The organism is Caballeronia concitans (genome assembly GCF_001544615.1).
GTDB classification, from domain to species: Bacteria; Pseudomonadota; Gammaproteobacteria; order Burkholderiales; family Burkholderiaceae; genus Caballeronia; species Caballeronia concitans.
Genome location: NZ_FCNV02000009.1, coordinates 72,356 through 87,559, shown reverse-complemented (window position 1 = coordinate 87,559; position 15,204 = coordinate 72,356). Strand labels below are relative to the sequence as shown.

The 15,204-nt window shown below is 64.2% G+C and carries 17 protein-coding genes; 6 read left to right on the top strand and 11 right to left on the bottom strand.

The genetic code is table 11. The annotated features are described in order from the left end of the window. Positions 1–44 precede the first annotated feature (44 nt). Both AWB72_RS19655 and AWB72_RS19650 read right to left on the bottom strand, forming a co-directional pair. Positions 45–347 carry an ElaB/YgaM/YqjD family protein gene (locus AWB72_RS19655; protein WP_087128550.1) on the bottom strand — a complete coding sequence of 101 codons (303 nt, stop codon included), beginning with the start codon at positions 345–347 and terminating at the stop codon, positions 45–47. Between the two features lie 234 nt (positions 348–581). Next, positions 582–1,772, bottom strand: coding sequence for an acyl-CoA dehydrogenase (locus tag AWB72_RS19650; RefSeq protein WP_087128548.1), 1,191 nt, complete (start codon positions 1,770–1,772; stop codon positions 582–584). Positions 1,773–1,878: 106 nt separating this feature from the next. Between AWB72_RS19650 and AWB72_RS19645 the strand changes: the two genes are divergently transcribed. Further along, a complete protein-coding gene (locus AWB72_RS19645) occupies positions 1,879–2,688 on the top strand; it encodes an IclR family transcriptional regulator (protein ID WP_087128547.1) in 810 nt (269 codons plus the stop codon). A gap of 18 nt (positions 2,689–2,706) precedes the next feature. Here the strand turns inward: AWB72_RS19645 and kynA are convergent, their stop codons facing one another. From kynA to kynB, 3 genes are read right to left on the bottom strand one after another with little or no spacing between them, the layout of a single operon-like run. Beyond that, the gene (kynA, locus tag AWB72_RS19640) at positions 2,707–3,576 is read right to left on the bottom strand and encodes a tryptophan 2,3-dioxygenase (RefSeq protein WP_087128545.1); all 870 of its coding nucleotides are present in this window, start codon (positions 3,574–3,576) and stop codon (positions 2,707–2,709) included. An 11-nt stretch (positions 3,577–3,587) separates the two neighbouring features. Then, positions 3,588–4,838 (bottom strand): kynureninase, encoded by a 1,251-nt coding sequence (gene kynU, locus AWB72_RS19635; RefSeq protein ID WP_087128642.1) that lies wholly within the window; start codon positions 4,836–4,838, stop codon positions 3,588–3,590. Positions 4,839–4,864: 26 nt separating this feature from the next. Beyond that, the gene (kynB, locus tag AWB72_RS19630; RefSeq protein ID WP_087128544.1) at positions 4,865–5,491 is read right to left on the bottom strand and encodes an arylformamidase; all 627 of its coding nucleotides are present in this window, start codon (positions 5,489–5,491) and stop codon (positions 4,865–4,867) included. 133 nt (positions 5,492–5,624) lie between these two features. Here kynB and AWB72_RS19625 point away from each other — a divergent pair, with 133 nt between their 5' ends. After that, positions 5,625–6,131 carry an Lrp/AsnC family transcriptional regulator gene (locus tag AWB72_RS19625; protein ID WP_087128542.1) on the top strand — a complete coding sequence of 169 codons (507 nt, stop codon included), beginning with the start codon at positions 5,625–5,627 and terminating at the stop codon, positions 6,129–6,131. Positions 6,132–6,151: 20 nt separating this feature from the next. On the opposite strand, the gene AWB72_RS19620 is transcribed toward AWB72_RS19625, so the two are convergent. Beyond that, the gene (locus tag AWB72_RS19620; protein ID WP_040051132.1) at positions 6,152–6,664 is read right to left on the bottom strand and encodes a flavin reductase family protein; all 513 of its coding nucleotides are present in this window, start codon (positions 6,662–6,664) and stop codon (positions 6,152–6,154) included. A gap of 283 nt (positions 6,665–6,947) precedes the next feature. On the opposite strand from AWB72_RS19620, the gene msrA reads away from it, so the two are divergent. Beyond that, entirely contained in the window at positions 6,948–7,508 is a 561-nt protein-coding gene (msrA, locus tag AWB72_RS19615) for a peptide-methionine (S)-S-oxide reductase MsrA (protein ID WP_087128541.1), read from the top strand. Positions 7,509–7,515: 7 nt separating this feature from the next. Here msrA and AWB72_RS19610 read toward each other — a convergent pair whose 3' ends face one another. From AWB72_RS19610 to pdxH, 3 genes are all read right to left on the bottom strand, one after another. After that, complete coding sequence (locus tag AWB72_RS19610) at positions 7,516–8,613, bottom strand: DUF72 domain-containing protein (RefSeq protein ID WP_087128640.1); 1,098 nt, start codon at positions 8,611–8,613, stop codon at positions 7,516–7,518. Between the two features lie 14 nt (positions 8,614–8,627). Beyond that, a complete protein-coding gene (locus AWB72_RS19605) occupies positions 8,628–9,842 on the bottom strand; it encodes a class I SAM-dependent methyltransferase (RefSeq protein WP_087128539.1) in 1,215 nt (404 codons plus the stop codon). Positions 9,843–9,962: 120 nt separating this feature from the next. Beyond that, positions 9,963–10,604, bottom strand: coding sequence for a pyridoxamine 5'-phosphate oxidase (pdxH, locus tag AWB72_RS19600; RefSeq protein ID WP_087128538.1), 642 nt, complete (start codon positions 10,602–10,604; stop codon positions 9,963–9,965). A gap of 275 nt (positions 10,605–10,879) precedes the next feature. Between pdxH and AWB72_RS19595 the strand changes: the two genes are divergently transcribed. Beyond that, positions 10,880–11,728: a tRNA threonylcarbamoyladenosine dehydratase gene (locus AWB72_RS19595; protein WP_087128536.1), complete on the top strand. Its 849-nt coding sequence runs from the start codon at positions 10,880–10,882 to the stop codon at positions 11,726–11,728. A gap of 77 nt (positions 11,729–11,805) precedes the next feature. Here the strand turns inward: AWB72_RS19595 and trxA are convergent, their stop codons facing one another. Both trxA and AWB72_RS19585 read right to left on the bottom strand, forming a co-directional pair. Next, positions 11,806–12,654 (bottom strand): thioredoxin, encoded by an 849-nt coding sequence (trxA, locus tag AWB72_RS19590; protein ID WP_087128535.1) that lies wholly within the window; start codon positions 12,652–12,654, stop codon positions 11,806–11,808. A gap of 82 nt (positions 12,655–12,736) precedes the next feature. After that, on the bottom strand, positions 12,737–13,636 hold the full coding sequence (locus AWB72_RS19585; RefSeq protein ID WP_087128533.1) for a pirin family protein: 900 nt from the start codon (positions 13,634–13,636) through the stop codon (positions 12,737–12,739). A 192-nt stretch (positions 13,637–13,828) separates the two neighbouring features. On the opposite strand from AWB72_RS19585, the gene AWB72_RS19580 reads away from it, so the two are divergent. Together AWB72_RS19580 and AWB72_RS19575 are read left to right on the top strand one after the other, a co-directional pair. Continuing rightward, positions 13,829–14,119: a hypothetical protein gene (locus AWB72_RS19580; protein ID WP_040051126.1), complete on the top strand. Its 291-nt coding sequence runs from the start codon at positions 13,829–13,831 to the stop codon at positions 14,117–14,119. 177 nt (positions 14,120–14,296) lie between these two features. Then, positions 14,297–15,178 (top strand): EamA family transporter, encoded by an 882-nt coding sequence (locus AWB72_RS19575; RefSeq protein ID WP_087128532.1) that lies wholly within the window; start codon positions 14,297–14,299, stop codon positions 15,176–15,178. Positions 15,179–15,204: the final 26 nt, after the last annotated feature.

Here is a 15,204-nt window from a genome sequence, read left to right as displayed (position 1 = left end):
TTCGAAAAGCGCGCTTCGAATCGAACGCGGCCCGCGCGAGACGCTTACCGGCGATTGATGAGGAGACCGATGACCATGCCGATGCCCGCCGCGATACCGATCGACGCCCACGGATGCTCGTGCACGTAATCGTCGGTGGCGCGCGCAGCTTTCTTGCCGCGCTCGATCACGACGACCTGCGCATCGGCGGCCTTTTCCTTGGCTTGCTTGAGGCGCGTCATCGCGGTTTCGCGCAGTTCCGAAGCCCGCTCGCCCGTCGCCGCGGCGGCTTGTCTCAGAAGGTCTTCGGCGTCAGCGAGAACGCTTTTGATGTCTGACATGAACTGCTCCTTATTGATTTCTGACATTAAAGGCTCCAATCGGTGAGGCTACGGGGAATCGTAACCAAAGATGCCATCGCTGACGAGGAGGCTCGACTGCGGCGCGAGTCACGCAGGTTTCGTTCCAGCCCCGTTTATGGCGGCGCGATGGCGCTTTCGCGCCGCCTTCGTCGATAGTTCGACACCGTGCTGAATGGAGGCGATCTGTCCCGTAAAAGTTTCAGCGGCGAATCGAAAGTTACAAAGCGATTGCCACCGTTCTCAGAAGAACGCCTGAATGCCCGTCTGCGCGCGGCCGAGAATGAGCGCGTGGATATCGTGCGTGCCTTCGTAGGTGTTCACGACTTCGAGATTCACGAGATGGCGCGCGACGCCGAATTCATCCGAGATTCCGTTGCCGCCGAGCATGTCGCGCGCGAGCCGTGCAATCTCCAGCGCCTTGCCGCATGAATTGCGCTTCATGATCGACGTGATTTCGACGGCCGCCGTGCCTTCGTCCTTCATCCGGCCGAGGCGCAGCACGCCTTGCAGTCCGAGCGTGATTTCCGTCTGCATGTCGGCGAGTTTTTTTTGAATCAATTGATTCGCGGCAAGCGGACGACCGAACTGCTTGCGATCGAGCGTGTATTGACGCGCCGTGTGCCAGCACGCTTCGGCGGCGCCGAGCGCGCCCCACGAGATGCCGTAGCGCGCCGAATTGAGGCACGTGAACGGACCTTTCAGTCCGCGCACGTTCGGCAGGATGTTTTCTTCGGGGACGAAGACCTCGTCCATCACGACCTCGCCGGTGATCGACGCGCGCAGCCCGACCTTGCCGTGAATCGCGGGCGCGGACAGTCCCTTCCAGCCTTTTTCCAGGATGAAGCCGCGAATCTCGTCACGACCGTCTTCTTCGAGCTTCGCCCAGACGACGAAGACATCCGCGATCGGCGAGTTCGAAATCCACATCTTCGTGCCGGAAAGCGAGAAGCCGTTCTGCACTTTCTTCGCGCGCGTCGTCATGCTGGCCGGGTCGGAGCCCGCGTTCGGCTCGGTCAGCCCGAAGCAGCCGATCCACTCGCCGCGCGCCAGCTTCGGCAGATACTTTTCCTTTTGCGCGTCGCTGCCGAACGTGTAAATCGGCACCATGACGAGCGACGATTGCACCGACATCATCGAGCGATAACCCGAATCCACGCGCTCCACTTCCCGCGCGATCAGCCCATAGCTGACGTAATTGAGCCCCGGCCCGCCGTATTGCTCGGGAATCGTCGGGCCGAGCAGCCCGAGTTCGCCCATTTCGCGAAAGATCGCCGGATCGGTCCTTTCCTCGCGAAACGCCTGCATGACGCGCGGCTGCAGCTTGTCCTGCGCGTAGGCGCGTGCGGCGTCCCGCACCATGCGTTCGTCTTCGTTCAGTTGTTGATCCAAGAGCAGCGGGTCTTCCCAGTTGAAACGGGCGGCGTCGGCCATGTGCGTTCTCCGGTGTGTAGTGTTGACGCGCCAAGACGCGGCGCTTGACGCGAGTTCCGCTATGCGAAACAATGTTCTGCAAAACGAACTCCGAGTTTAGCATTCGATGGATTCCGCCAACAATCGCAAGTCCGCTTCTAAATCGACGCGCCGTGTCGCAGCCGATGACATCGACGAGCGCAGATTCGTCGTCGCACTGGCGCGCGGTCTGGACATATTGCGCGCATTTCGGCCCGGCGAAACCTTGCTCGGCAACCGCGATTTCGTCGAACGCACCGGCTTGCCGAAAGCGACGGTCAACCGCCTGGCTTACACGCTCGCGACGCTCGGCTATTTGCGCTTCGACGACGCCGCCGGCAAGTACGCGCTCGACACCGGCGTGCTGTCGCTCGGCTTTGCGCTGCTCGCGGGCGCGGATTCGCTCGAACTGGCACGTCCGCACATGCGCGCGCTGGCGCGGGAAATCGGGGCGGCGGTATCGCTCGGATGCCGCGACGGGCTCGACATGATCTATCTGGACACCATCCGCAGTGAAACGGCGCTGACGCTCGGCCTCGCGCCTGGATCGCGCCTGTCGATGCTCACCAGTTCGATGGGCCGCGCGTACCTTGCGGTGCAGGAACCGGCGGCGCGCGCGGCGTTGCTGGACGAGTTGGGGGAAGCGGCGGGCGAGGATGGCGCGCATCGTGTCGAAGCGGCGAAGCGCGCCATCGGCGACTACGCGCGTGACGGCTGCTGCTATTCGTTCCGCGAGTGGCACGACGACGTCAACGCGATCGCCGCGCCGTTTCGCGACGTGCGCAATGGCCGATGGCTCGTGTTGAGCAGCAGCGGACCGGCATCGTCGATGGACGAGGCTTATTTTCGCGAAGTCATCGGCCCGAAGCTGAAGGCGCTCGCCGCGCGGCTCGGCTGAACCGCGCCGGATAAGCGGTCAAAGCACGGTCCGGACGTGCCATAGCTCCGGAAACAGCACGACATCGAGCATCTTGCGCAAATACGGCGCGCCCGCCGTGCCGCCCGTGCCCTGCTTGAAGCCGATGATCCGCTCGACCGTCGTGACGTGGCGAAAGCGCCATTGCCGGAACGCGTCTTCGAGATCGACGAGTTCTTCGGCCATCTCGTACAGCTCCCAGTGCTCCGACGGATTGCGATACACCGCGAGCCACGCCGCTTCGACCGATGCATCGTGCGCGGTCGGCTGCGTCCAGTCGCGATTCAGCCGCTCGGGCGCAATTTCGAAACCGCGCCGCGCGAGCAGGCGAATGACTTCGTCGTAGAACGAAGGCGCCTCGAGCGTCTCGCGCACCTGCCCGAGAATCTCCGGCCTGTGCGCGTGCGGCTTCAACATCTGCACGTTCTTGTTGCCGAGCAAAAACTCGATCTGCCGATACTGATGCGACTGAAACCCCGACGACGCGCCCAGATACGGCCGCATCGCGGTGTATTCGGACGGCGTCATGGTCGCGAGCACGTTCCACGCTTGCACGAGTTGCTCGAAGATCCGCGAGACGCGCGCGAGCATCTTGAACGCGGGCGGCAGTTCATCGCGATGAACGGAATCCAGCGCCGCGCGCAGTTCGTAGAGCGCGAGCTTCATCCACAGCTCGCTCGTCTGATGCTGCACGATGAACAACATCTCGTTGTGATCCGGCGACAGCGGATGCTGCGCGTTCAGGATCGAATCGAGGCCGAGATAATCGCCGTAGCTCATCGAATCGGAGAAGTCGAGCTTGGCGTCGTGCCAGCCTTCTTTTTCCGATGCCGCGCCATGGCCGAACGGACAACCTTGCGTTTCGCTCATGATCGCAGTCCTCAGGTCACCGATGCGCGTTCGGCGAATTCCGGCGCGCGCCAGCTTTCGGTCGCGAGCACGTCGCGCAGGATTTCGACGGCGTCCCACACATCGACGAAACGCGTGTAGAGCGGCGTGAAGCCGAAGCGCAGAATGCGCGGCTCGCGATAATCGCCGATCACGCCGCGCGCGATCAGCGCCTGCATCACTTCATAGCCGTACGGATGAAGGAAGCTCACTTGCGAGCCGCGTTGCGCGTGATCGCGAGGCGTCGCGAGCGTGAGCGGAAAATCGGCGCACCGGGCTTCCACGAGCGCGATGAACAGATCGGCGAGCGCGAGCGACTTGCGCCGCAACGCCTGCATGTCCGTTTGCAGGAAGACTTCGAGTCCGCATTCGACGAGCGCCATCGAAACGATCGGCTGCGTGCCGCACAGAAAGCGCGCGATGCCCGCGTCCGGCCGATAAACCGGGTCCATCTCGAACGGTTTTTTGTGGCCCCACCATCCGGAAAGCGGCTGCGAGAACGCGTTCTGATGGCGCTTCGGCACCCACACGAAGCCGGGCGAACCGGGGCCGCCGTTCAGATACTTGTACGTGCAGCCGACCGCGTAGTCCGCGCCGACGCCGTTCAGATCGACCGGCACCGCGCCCGCCGAATGCGCGAGGTCCCAGACGGCGAGCGCGCCCGCGCGATGAACCATTTCGGTGAGCGCGGCCATGTCGTGCATGTAACCGGTGCGATAGTTCACGTGCGTGATCATCGCGATGGCGGTGTGTTCGTCGATGGCGGCGGGCAGCTCGGCGGCGTCATCGACGAGACGCAGTTCATAACCGCGATCCAGTTGCTCGATCAAACCCTGCGCGATGTAGAGATCGCTCGGGAAATTCGAACGTTCGGAGACGATCACGCGGCGCTTCGAGTCGCGTTCGTTCGCGAGCTTCAGCGCCGCCGAGAGGACCTTGAACAGGTTCGCGGAGATCGTGTCCGTGACGACGACTTCGTCCTCGCCCGCGCCGATCAGCGGCGCGAGCTTGTTGCCGAGGCGCTTCGGCATGGCGAACCAGCCCGCCGTGTTCCAGCTTCGGATCAGCCCTTCGCCCCATTCGCCGCCGATCACGCCGGCCGCGCGCGCGGCCGCGGCCTTGGGCGGCACGCCGAGCGAATTGCCGTCGAGATAGATCACGCCGTCGGAGAGCGCGAACTGGGCGCGCAATGCGCCGAGCGGATCGTCGCGGTCGAGCGCGGCGGCATCGTCACGATGTTTCATCGAAAAGTCCATGTTGTGGCGGATAGTTAGCAGAGCGGGCGAAGGGCGGCGCGCACGGGGCTTGCATCGAGCGTCGCGAATTTGAGCGGCAGCGCGATCAGCTCGTAGTCGCCGGGCGCGACGGCATCGAGCACGAGGCCTTCGAGAATCGCCATGCGATGCGCGCGGATGCGGCGATGCGCGTCCATCGTTTTCGATTCCTGCGGATCGAGCGAAGGCGTGTCGATGCCGACGAGCCTCACGCCTTTGTCCGCGAGCAAATCGATGGTTTCGGGCGCAACCGCGCAGAATGCGCTGTCCCACGCGTCGAGCGGCGCGCGGCCATAGGTGCGCAGGAGAATGCGGGGCGGGGCGTCGTGCAGATGCGCGGCGAGCATGTCCGGCGTGACGAGCGGCTTCGCGCCGATGCAGTGCACGACCCGGCACGCGCCGATGTACGTGTCCAGATCGACCGCGCCGATGGCGGCGCCGTCGGCGTCGTAGTGAAGCGGGGCATCGGCGTGCGTGCCGGTGTGCGGCGAAAGCGTGACGCGCGCGACGTTCACGGGCGAACCCGTTTCGATCCGCCAGACGCGCTCGATGTTCACAGGCGTGTCGCCCGGCCAGACCGGCGTGCCTGCGGCGACGGGCGCGGAAATGTCGAGAAGCGTCATGGCGCGGCCTAGCAGAGAGTGTGGATATGCGTCAAATCATAGCCGTCCAATTCCGAAAGGTGCTTGCGAAATAACCACCCAAAAACGTTCTGACTAGAACATAATTCGATGAAACGGGCTAGGAGGCTAAAAAGTGACCGGATTCACGCTCGATGCAACGGATTGCCGAATTCTGGCGGTATTGCAGGAAGATGGACGGATCAGCAACCTGGACCTGGCGGAGCGCATTTCGCTTTCGCCGTCGGCGTGCCTGCGCCGAATGCGCCTGCTCGAAGAAGAAGGCGTGATCGCGAGTTATCGCGCGTGCCTGGATCGGGAGCGGCTGGGCATCGAACTGGAGGCGTTCGTCCACGTCTCCATGCGCAACGATCAGGAAAACTGGCACGAGAAGTTCGCGGCGGCGGTGCGCGAATGGCCGGAAGTGGTCGGCGCGTTCGTCGTGACCGGCGACACGCACTACGTGCTGCGCGTGCTCGCGCACAACCTCAAGCACTACTCCGATTTCATCCTGACGAAGCTCTACAAGGCGCCGGGCGTGATCGACATTCGCTCGAACATCGTGTTGCAGACCATGAAGGACGACGCGGGCGTGCCCGTCGCGTTGATCGATCAGCCGTCGCGCGGCGCGCCGCACGCCTGAGGCTGCGGCCGGACGAGGCCTTATTCGAGCGGTCCGATCGTGTGGAATCCGCCCGCCTGAAACACGAGCGGCGCGACTTCGGACGCGTTCTCGCGCACGCCGCAGCGTTCCACTTCGCCGACGAAGATCACGTGATCGCCTTCGTCGTAGCGGCTGCGATTGTGGCATTCGAACCAGGCGAGCGCGCCGTCGAGCACGGGCATGCCGGTATCGCCCGCCGCGTGCGACACGCCCGCGAAGCGGTCGCCCTTGACCGTGGCGAAGCGCCGGCACAGATCGATCTGAGAAGCCGCCAGCACGTTCACGACGTAATGGCTATTCGAGCGGAAAACGGGCATCGACGCCGAGCGCGTGGAAAGACTCCACAGCACGAGCGGCGGATCGAGCGAAACGGAATTGAACGAACTCGCGGTGATGCCGATCAACTGGCCGGAATCGGTGCGCGTGGTGATGACGGTCACGCCGGTCGCAAACTGGCCGAGCGCGGCGCGGAAAGCGGTCGGGTCGAAATTCGGAGTTTTGGCGCGTGTCATTTGGCAACTGTGCGGGCGAGTGAACGGTCGAGTGTGTCGTGTGCCGCCGAGCCGGCCGCGCGTCGCGCCTGAGTCGGAACGATTTTTTCTGAAAACATAAAAAGCTGTAGATTTGTGTCGATTCTAGCGGAATCGGCCATCGGAAGCCGCCATAAGCCAGTACCGGCAGTGTGGCCAACGCCGCTTTGTAAAAGCCGGTAAGCTCGTCTGATTGAAGAAGCGGCGTCGCGCAACCACATGGAGGGTCCGCGGCGTGGCCGCACGAACGTGACGAGGAGCAGGCATGACCCAGCAAAACGCACAGAAGAGACTCGAAACCGCGACGCTCGGCGGTGGTTGTTTCTGGTGCACCGAAGCCGTGTTTCTGGCGGTGGAAGGCGTGGAGTCGGTGGAATCGGGCTATGCGGGCGGCCAGGTGGTGAATCCGTCGTACGAGCAGGTTTGCGAGGGCGACACCGGCCACGCGGAAGTGGTGAAGGTCGTATTCGATCCGGCTGTCATCGGCTATCGCGAGATTCTCGAGATTTTCTTCGCGACGCACGATCCGACGCAGATCAATCGGCAGGGCAACGATGTCGGCACGCAGTATCGCTCGGCGGTGTTCACGCATTCGGACGAGCAGCGCCAGGTTGCGCTCGAAGTGATCGACGAACTTCAACGCGAGGACATTTACGGCGGCAAGATCGTGACGGAGGTCACGCCGCTCGCCGACGACTACTATCCCGCCGAGGCGTATCACCAGAACTTCTTCGCGCAGCATCCGAACCAGGGTTATTGCGCGGCGATCGTCGGGCCGAAGGTGGCGAAGTTCCGCAAGAAGTTCGCGCATCGGCTGAAGGCGTGATGCTGCGTTAATTCTCCGAGTTCGACTGCGCGCGCTCGCACTCCGTTGCGATGCCGCGCGCCAGCTCGAAGCACGTCAGCGGCGCGGAGCCTTCCGCCTTGTTGTTCGCCGCGATCACCACCGGCTGGCCCGCGATCGCGTATTGCGCGGCCAGTTCGGCCAACGCTTTGCGCGTATCGAGATCTTCATCGACGATTCTGTCGAACGGCTCGTACTTCGCCTTCGCCTGCTCGTAGCGAAAGCCGCTGTGCAAACTCCAGCGCACGACGAGCGGTCCCAACCTGTCTTCGTCCAGCAGCGCCAGCGCCTTTGCCTGCCGACGCACGTCCGGCATGCGCGCGTGCACGCCGACGCAGTACCGCACGTTCGCGTCGCGGAGCGTTCGGATGAAACGCGGCGTCAGCATCACCGCGTCGCGCAGTTCGACGGCGTAGCACGCGTCGCCTTCGAGCGGCGGCAACGCGCCTAGAAATGCCGCGAGACGGTCGATGAAGCGCGACGGTTCGACGATCATCGCGTCCGGCAGCGGCGGAATCTGGAATACGGGCGCGCCCGCCTTCTCGCCCAGTCCGCCGATGCACGGCGTCACGAATTCGTCGATGGCAATTTGCGCGTTCAGGAACGCGGGGTTCTCGGAAGCGGGCGCGCCGCGTTCGCCGCGAATGAAGGCATCGGTGACGGAAGCGGGCGCTTTCACGATGAAGCGAAAATGCGCCGGCACCTGCGATGCGTATCGCGCATACTCCGCGAGCGACAGCGGCGCGTAGAACGAGCGGTCGATCGACACGCTCTTCAATAGCGGATGCGCGGCGTAGGCGGCGAGGCCGTCGCGGGAAAGTTTGGTGTTCGAATAATCGTCGCCGTAGACGACGCCGCGCCAGCCCGGAAACGACCATGTCGATGTGCCGAGATGAACGCGCGCCGGCAGGCGATGCGCGATCGCTTCCAATTCCGGCTGCATCGGCGCGGGCAGGACGGCGCGCGGCTTGATCGACTTGGCCGACTTACCCGACTTGCCCGGCTTGGCCGGTTGCGCCACGGAATCCGGCGCGGCGGACCCGAACAGGTCGAACTGTTCGTCGTCGTCCGCGCCGGTGTCGATCAGCGTTTGCGGCTGGTTCAGAGCGGCTTCTCGTAGATATAACGCCGCGACCACGGCAGCGTCTTCGCGCTGCGTCCTGCCTTGCGGCAGACGACCTGATAGATCGACACGTCGTCGTTTTCGAACGCATACGCGCAGCCCGCCAGATACACGCGCCAGATGCGGAATTTTTCGTCATCGACGAGCTTCTTCGCTTCTTCCGCGTGCGCCTCGAAGTTGTCCGCCCAGAGGTCGAGCGTGTGCGCGTAATGGCGGCGCAGGCTTTCGACGTCCACGGCCTCCAGTCCGCCGCGCTGCATGCTTTCGAGCGCGAGGCTGATATGCGGCAGCTCGCCGTCCGGGAACACGTACTTGTCGATGAACTCGCCGCCGCCGAGCGACGTCTCGCCGCTGTCGGCATCCGACGACGTGATGCCGTGATTCATCGCGACGCCGTCATCGACGAGCAGATCGTGCATCTTCGCGAAATAACCGGGCAGATTCTTGCGCCCGACGTGCTCGAACATGCCGACGCTCGTGATGCGGTCGAACTGGCCCGGCACGTCGCGATAATCCTGCAGCCGGATCTCGATCTGGCCTTCGAGACCGGCGTCTTTCACGCGCTGCGTCGCGAGCTTGAACTGGTTTTCCGAGAGCGTGACGCCCACGCATTGCGCGCCGAACTTCTGCGCCGCGCGAATGACGAGCGCGCCCCAGCCGCAGCCGATATCGAGCAGACGGTGCCCCGGCTGCACCTGAATCTTGGTGAGAATGTGATCGATCTTCTTGATCTGCGCGGTGGCGAGGTCTTCGTCGCCGTTCTCGAAATACGCGCAGGAGTACACCATGTTCTTGTCGAGCCAGAGCTGATAGAACTCGTTCGACACATCGTAGTGGTACTGAATGGCTTTCCTGTCCGACGTCTTCGAGTGCGTGAAGTAGCGTCGCACGCGGGCGAGCTTGCCGGCGTTCGTGACGGTGCTCTTGGCAAGCGAATAGCCGATGTCGATGATGTCCGAGAGCTTGCCCTCGATATCGATCTTGCCCTTCACATACGCTTCGCCGAGATTGTCGAGACTCGGTTCGAGCAAATACGGCAGCGCGGTTGCGCTCTTCACGTGCAGCGTCACCTGAGGCGCGGCGAAGCGGCCGAAATCGTGCTGCTGTCCGTCCCACAGCACGAGGCGCGCGGGCAGGTTGGCCCTCTCCCGCACTTCCTCCACCCATTGCGTCAGCTTCTTCTCCCAGAACATGCTTGTTTCTCCGCGCTAAGAAAATCCAAGGTGAAGGCTCGCGCCTTCATGTTCGTTGCCGTGCCGCGTCCTGCCGTGTGCCGGGCGGTCTTCTTCAGTCCGCCTGCCGGTGCGCCTGCGTCACGGTGCGAGCCGCGTGATGCGCCACGGGCCGTTCGCGCTGTCGCGCGTATAGACGATGCGATCGTGCAGCCGCGACGGCCGTCCCTGCCAGAATTCGATGGTGTCGGGCACGAGGCGGTAGCCGCCCCAGTGCGGCGGGCGCGGCGGCGCGTCGCCATAAAGCGCGATCATTTCGCGTTCGCGCGCTTCGAGCGTTTCGCGGCTGTCGATCGGCTGGCTCTGATCCGACGCCCATGCGCCGATGCGCGAGCCGAGCGGACGCGACGCGTAGTAGGCATCGCTCTCCGCGTCGCTCGTTTTCACGACCGTGCCCTCGATGCGCACCTGACGCTCGAGTTCGATCCAATGAAACAGCAGACTGGCAGCAGGGTTCTCGGCGATTTCGCGGCCCTTGCGGCTATCGTAATTGGTGAAAAAAACGAAGCCGCGATCGTCGACGCCCTTGATCAGCACGATGCGCGCGGACGGGCGGCCTCGTGCATCGACCGTGGCGAGCGTCATGGCGTTGGGTTCGGGCAGTTTGGCGTCGAGGGCCTGGGCGAACCAGGTCTGGAACTGGCTCACCGGATTGGAATCGACGTGAGCGGCGTCGAGCGCGCCGCGAGAATAGTCTTTACGGAGGTCTGCTAGGGTCGTCATTTTTATGCAAACGCTACAGTCGCGTCAGTATAGCCAAGGTGAAACGTTCTTGCCCCGATTACGCCAAGCTTGCAATGATCATCGTCAAAGCTTCGGATATCTGAGACATATTTCTCCAATGACATCGGGTGCGGCTATCACGTCTTCGGTATCGATAAGGCAGAATACGCAATTCGGCCGCATTTTGCATGAACGGACTGCGAACTTTTTGTGCGCGACAGCCGCCTGTAAGCCTTGCTGGGCGTACTTTCCGTCCTTCACTCACGTGTACCTACATGACTTCATCCGACGCCACCGCCACTGACACGCTATCCGCTGAAGACCTGGCCGACCGCGAGCGGCGCTTCGGCGGCATCGCACGCTTGTACGGCGCGAGCGCGCTCGACACGTTCGAACGCGCGCATGTCGCGGTGATCGGCATCGGCGGCGTGGGATCGTGGGTGGCGGAAGCGCTCGCGCGCAGCGCGGTCGGCAAGCTGACGCTGATCGATCTCGATAACGTCGCCGAAAGCAACACGAACCGGCAGATTCACGCGCTCGACGGCAACTACGGCAAGGCGAAAGTGACCGCGATGGCCGAACGCATCGCGCTGATCGATCCGGCGTGCGACGTGCGGCAGATAGAGGACTTCGTCGAACCCGGCAATTTCGATGCGACGCTCGGCGGCGGCTTCGATTTCATCGTCGATGCGATCGACAGCGTGCGCACCAAGACCGCGCTGATCGCGTGGTGCGTCGCGCGCAAGCAGGCGCTCATTACCGTGGGCGGCGCGGGCGGGCAGCTCGATCCGACGCGCATCCGCATCGACGATCTCGCGCTCACCATTCAGGACCCGCTGCTTTCAAAGGTGCGCGGCCAGTTGCGCAAGCAGCACGGCTTTCCGCGCGGGCCGAAGTCGCGTTTCAAGGTGAGCGCGGTGTATTCGGACGAGCCGCTGATTTATCCCGACGCGCCCGCGTGCGACATCAGCCAGGGCGCGGAGCATCTGGAAACGGGCGCGAATTACGCGGGTCCGGTCGGGTTGAATTGCGCGGGCTTCGGGTCGAGCGTGTGCGTGACCGCGAGCTTCGGCTTCGCGGCGGCGGCGTTCGTGCTGCGGGAACTGGCGAAGCGGGCGGCGTGACCGTCGTTTGATGCGGATGGACAAACGGCCAGCTTACGTAGCTGGCCGTTCTCGTTTCAGCGGGTAATAAAACGCGGTCAGTTGATCGCCATGCTCAGCCTGCGCCGCCAGTGCGACACGAGATCGGGCTGATTCGACGCGAGTTCGAACACCGACAGCATCGTCTTGCGGCCGACATCGTCCATGAAAGCGCGGTCGCGTTCGACAATGGCGAGCAGATGCTCCAGCGCGCCCGCATAGTCGCGGCCTGCGATCAGCCGGTTCGCGAGTGCGAAGCGCGCTTCGAGATCGTCGGGATTCGCGTTGACGGCGTCGATCAGCGCGTCGGCGGGCGGGAGGTCGGCTGCGGCTTCGGCGGCGTCGAGCTCGGTCTTCAGCGCGTTGTAGCGCGCGTCGATGCCCTGCGTCGTCTTCGGCGAAAGCAGCTTGTCCTCTTCCTTCGCCTCGTCGATGCGCCGCTCCGCGAGCAGCCATTCGATCAGGTCGAGGCGGGCGTCGTCGTAGCCGGGATCGAGCGCGAGCGCGGCCTTGATGCGATCGATCGCCTCCTTGCGCTTTCCCGTCGCCCACGCGTTGTGCGCGGCGCGGCGCTCGGAATCGGCGCCGTCCGGCACGAGCTTGTCGAGAAACGCGCGCAACTCGCCTTCGGGCAGCACGCCAATGAACTGATCGATCGGATGCCCGTCCGCGAACGCGATCACGTGCGGAATGCTGCGCACCTGAAAGTGCTGCGAGAGTTCCGGGTTCTCGTCGACGTTCACCTTCACGAGCTTCCATTTGCCGCCGGCTTCGGCTTCGAGCCTTTCCAGCATCGGGCCGAGCGTCTTGCAAGGGCCGCACCAGGGCGCCCAGAAATCCACGAGGACGGGCGCGAGCATCGACGCGTTGATCACGTCGTTCTCGAATGTGGCAAGGGTGGTATCCATGCGTTCTCTCCTCTGCTGGCGAACTATCTCGAAATTCTTAGATGGGGACGACGCCCGGGCCTGTCAATGGGCTTCGCACGCCTCATGCCTCGGGCGCGCGCGATTCGCGGCGCGGCGGCGGCAGCGGGATGAACTCGGTTTCGCCGGGAACATGGCCCATGCGCTGTTCGCTCCACGCCTGTTTCGCCGCTTCGATCTTGTCCCGCGAACTGGAGACGAAGTTCCATTCGATGAAGCGCGTGCCGTCGAGCGGCGCGCCGCCGAGCAGCATCACGACCGCGCCGCCCGCGCTTGCGAGCCGCACCGACGCGCCCGAATTCAGCAGCGACATTTGCTGCGGCGCGGCGGGTTCGCCGTCGATCGACAGGTCGCCGTCGACGAGATACACGCCGCGTTCCTCGTGCTCCGCATCGAGCGTGAGTTCGCTGTCGGCCGCGAAGTGCGCGGCGACGTAGAGCGTCGGCGAAAAAGTGCGCGTCGGGGCGGTCGCGCCGAACGCGCTGCCCGCGATCACGCGCAGCGTGACGCCGTCGCGCTCGATTTGCGGCAACGTCGCCGCCGCGTGATGTTCGAACGACGGCTCCACGTCCTCGCTCGCGACCGGCAGCGCGACCCACGTCTGGATGCCGTGCATCGACTGGCCGCTCGCGCGCTCTTCGTCCGGCGTGCGCTCCGAATGGACGATGCCGCGCCCGGCGGTCATCCAGTTGACATCGCCGGGAACGATCTTCTGCACGGAGCCCACGCTGTCGCGATGCATGATCGCGCCGTCGAAGAGATACGTGACCGTGGCGAGGCCGATATGCGGATGCGGCCGCACGTCGAGGCCCTTGCCGGGCACGACGGTTGCGGGTCCGATGTGGTCGAAGAAGATGAAGGGTCCGACGGTGCGTGCGGCGAGCGCGGGAAGGACGCGTCTCACCATGAGGCCGCCGACATCGTGTTCGTGAGGTTTCAACTGCGCGCGAATCGTCGAGGACATGGCGGTTCACCGGATGAAGGCGGGCGCCGGAATGGCGCACCTGAACCGTTGATTCTACCGGTGGCCGCGAAGCGGCGCATTGCCCGGCGGTTCCGCGTGCGCCGACCCTTCCAACGTTCCGTGCGGTCGTGACCGGCCGCGCTTTTTGAAGCATGCGTGCAGGTCGCGCAATCTTGATAGGAGAGGGAAACAATGAGCAAGAACAAGCTGTTGATCGCCATCACCGCGGGCCTTTTCACTGCAACGGCCGCCACGGGCGCGTTTGCGCAGACCTCGTCGGGGAATTCGTCGGCTGCCATGGGCGGCGATACGGGCGCGGCCACCACGCAAGGCGGCGACGCGTCGATGGGCACGTCCGGCACGACGACGAAGAAGCATCACAAGATGCACAAGCACGGCACGCAGTCGTCGGCGGCGACCAAGAAGACGCCGGCCGCCGAAACCGGCAACGACGCGGGCACGGAATCCGGCCAGAGCAAGTAAGCGCGGCGCCTTCGGGAGCGCGTGAAGCGCCCGTGCCGTTCGGCGGTGCGGGCGCTTTTCGCTTTTTAGTCGATCCCGCCAATCCCACGTCGAGCGCAGTTTTTCACAATCCTTCGCAATGCCGCTTCGCTACACTCGTCCGATTGCGCCTCTTGCGCGCGAAAAAGGAGAGTGGCGATGTCGCCGAAGGATTTGCTGATTGCAACGGTGGTCATTTTTGCGTGGGGCGTGAACTTCGTCGTCATCAAGCTGGGACTGCATGGCGTCCCGCCGATGCTGCTCGGCGCGCTGCGTTTCGCGCTCGCGGCCTTGCCCGCTTTCTTCGTCAAGCGCCCGCAAATTCCGCTGCGATGGCTCTTCGCCTACGGCCTCACCATTTCGCTCGGGCAGTTCGCGCTGCTCTTCTACGGCATGGCGGTCGGCATGCCGGCGGGCCTTGCGTCGCTCGTCCTGCAGGCGCAGGCGTTCTTCACGCTCATCTTCGCGGCGATGTTCCTGGGCGAGCGCATTCGCGCGGCGAACGTGCTCGGTCTCGTGATCGCGGCGGCGGGCCTCGCGCTGATCGGCATGCACGGCGGCCAGGCCATGACGCTCACCGGCTTTCTCTTCACGCTCGGGGCGGCGTCGATGTGGGCGCTCGGCAATATCGCGACCAAGCGCATGGGCAAGGTGGATCTGCTGTCGCTTGTCGTGTGGGCGAGCCTGATTCCGCCGCTGCCGTTCCTCGCGCTTTCGCTGATTTTCGAAGGCCCGGCGCGCATCGCGTCGAGCCTCGCGGCCATTCCGCTCGTGTCGGTGCTCGCGGTGTGCTATCTCGCGTTCGTTGCCACGCTCGTCGGCTATAGCTTGTGGGGCAAGCTGCTCGCGCGCTATCCGGCGGGGCATGTCGCGCCGTTTTCGCTGCTCGTGCCGGTGATCGGGCTGGCGTCGGCGGCGCTGTTTCTGGATGAAGGCATGAGCGCGATGGAAGTCGCGGGCGCGGCGCTCGTCATGGCGGGGCTCGCGGTGAACGTGTTCGGCGGGCGGATCGCGCAGCGGTTCGTGTCGGCGGCGCGGTGAGGTTCGCGGAGGCGCGCTCACGCCTC

What these genes read in the sequence shown, in the direction of transcription:
- trxA (WP_087128535.1), bottom strand. Translation starts at nt 12,654, where the DNA reads ATGGATACCACCCTTGCCACATTCGAGAACGACGTGATCAACGCGTCG.
- kynU (WP_087128642.1), bottom strand. Translation starts at nt 4,838, where the DNA reads ATGAAACATCGTGACGATGCCGCCGCGCTCGACCGCGACGATCCGCTC.
- AWB72_RS19605 (WP_087128539.1), bottom strand. Translation starts at nt 9,842, where the DNA reads ATGTTCTGGGAGAAGAAGCTGACGCAATGGGTGGAGGAAGTGCGGGAG.
- AWB72_RS19585 (WP_087128533.1), bottom strand. Translation starts at nt 13,636, where the DNA reads ATGTCCTCGACGATTCGCGCGCAGTTGAAACCTCACGAACACGATGTC.
- AWB72_RS19655 (WP_087128550.1), bottom strand. Translation starts at nt 347, where the DNA reads ATGTCAGAAATCAATAAGGAGCAGTTCATGTCAGACATCAAAAGCGTT.
- pdxH (WP_087128538.1), bottom strand. Translation starts at nt 10,604, where the DNA reads ATGACGACCCTAGCAGACCTCCGTAAAGACTATTCTCGCGGCGCGCTC.
- AWB72_RS19645 (WP_087128547.1), top strand. Translation starts at nt 1,879, where the DNA reads ATGGATTCCGCCAACAATCGCAAGTCCGCTTCTAAATCGACGCGCCGT.
- AWB72_RS19580 (WP_040051126.1), top strand. Translation starts at nt 13,829, where the DNA reads ATGAGCAAGAACAAGCTGTTGATCGCCATCACCGCGGGCCTTTTCACT.
- kynB (WP_087128544.1), bottom strand. Translation starts at nt 5,491, where the DNA reads ATGACGCTTCTCGACATTTCCGCGCCCGTCGCCGCAGGCACGCCGGTC.
- msrA (WP_087128541.1), top strand. Translation starts at nt 6,948, where the DNA reads ATGACCCAGCAAAACGCACAGAAGAGACTCGAAACCGCGACGCTCGGC.
- AWB72_RS19650 (WP_087128548.1), bottom strand. Translation starts at nt 1,772, where the DNA reads ATGGCCGACGCCGCCCGTTTCAACTGGGAAGACCCGCTGCTCTTGGAT.
- kynA (WP_087128545.1), bottom strand. Translation starts at nt 3,576, where the DNA reads ATGAGCGAAACGCAAGGTTGTCCGTTCGGCCATGGCGCGGCATCGGAA.
- AWB72_RS19575 (WP_087128532.1), top strand. Translation starts at nt 14,297, where the DNA reads ATGTCGCCGAAGGATTTGCTGATTGCAACGGTGGTCATTTTTGCGTGG.
- AWB72_RS19620 (WP_040051132.1), bottom strand. Translation starts at nt 6,664, where the DNA reads ATGACACGCGCCAAAACTCCGAATTTCGACCCGACCGCTTTCCGCGCC.
- AWB72_RS19595 (WP_087128536.1), top strand. Translation starts at nt 10,880, where the DNA reads ATGACTTCATCCGACGCCACCGCCACTGACACGCTATCCGCTGAAGAC.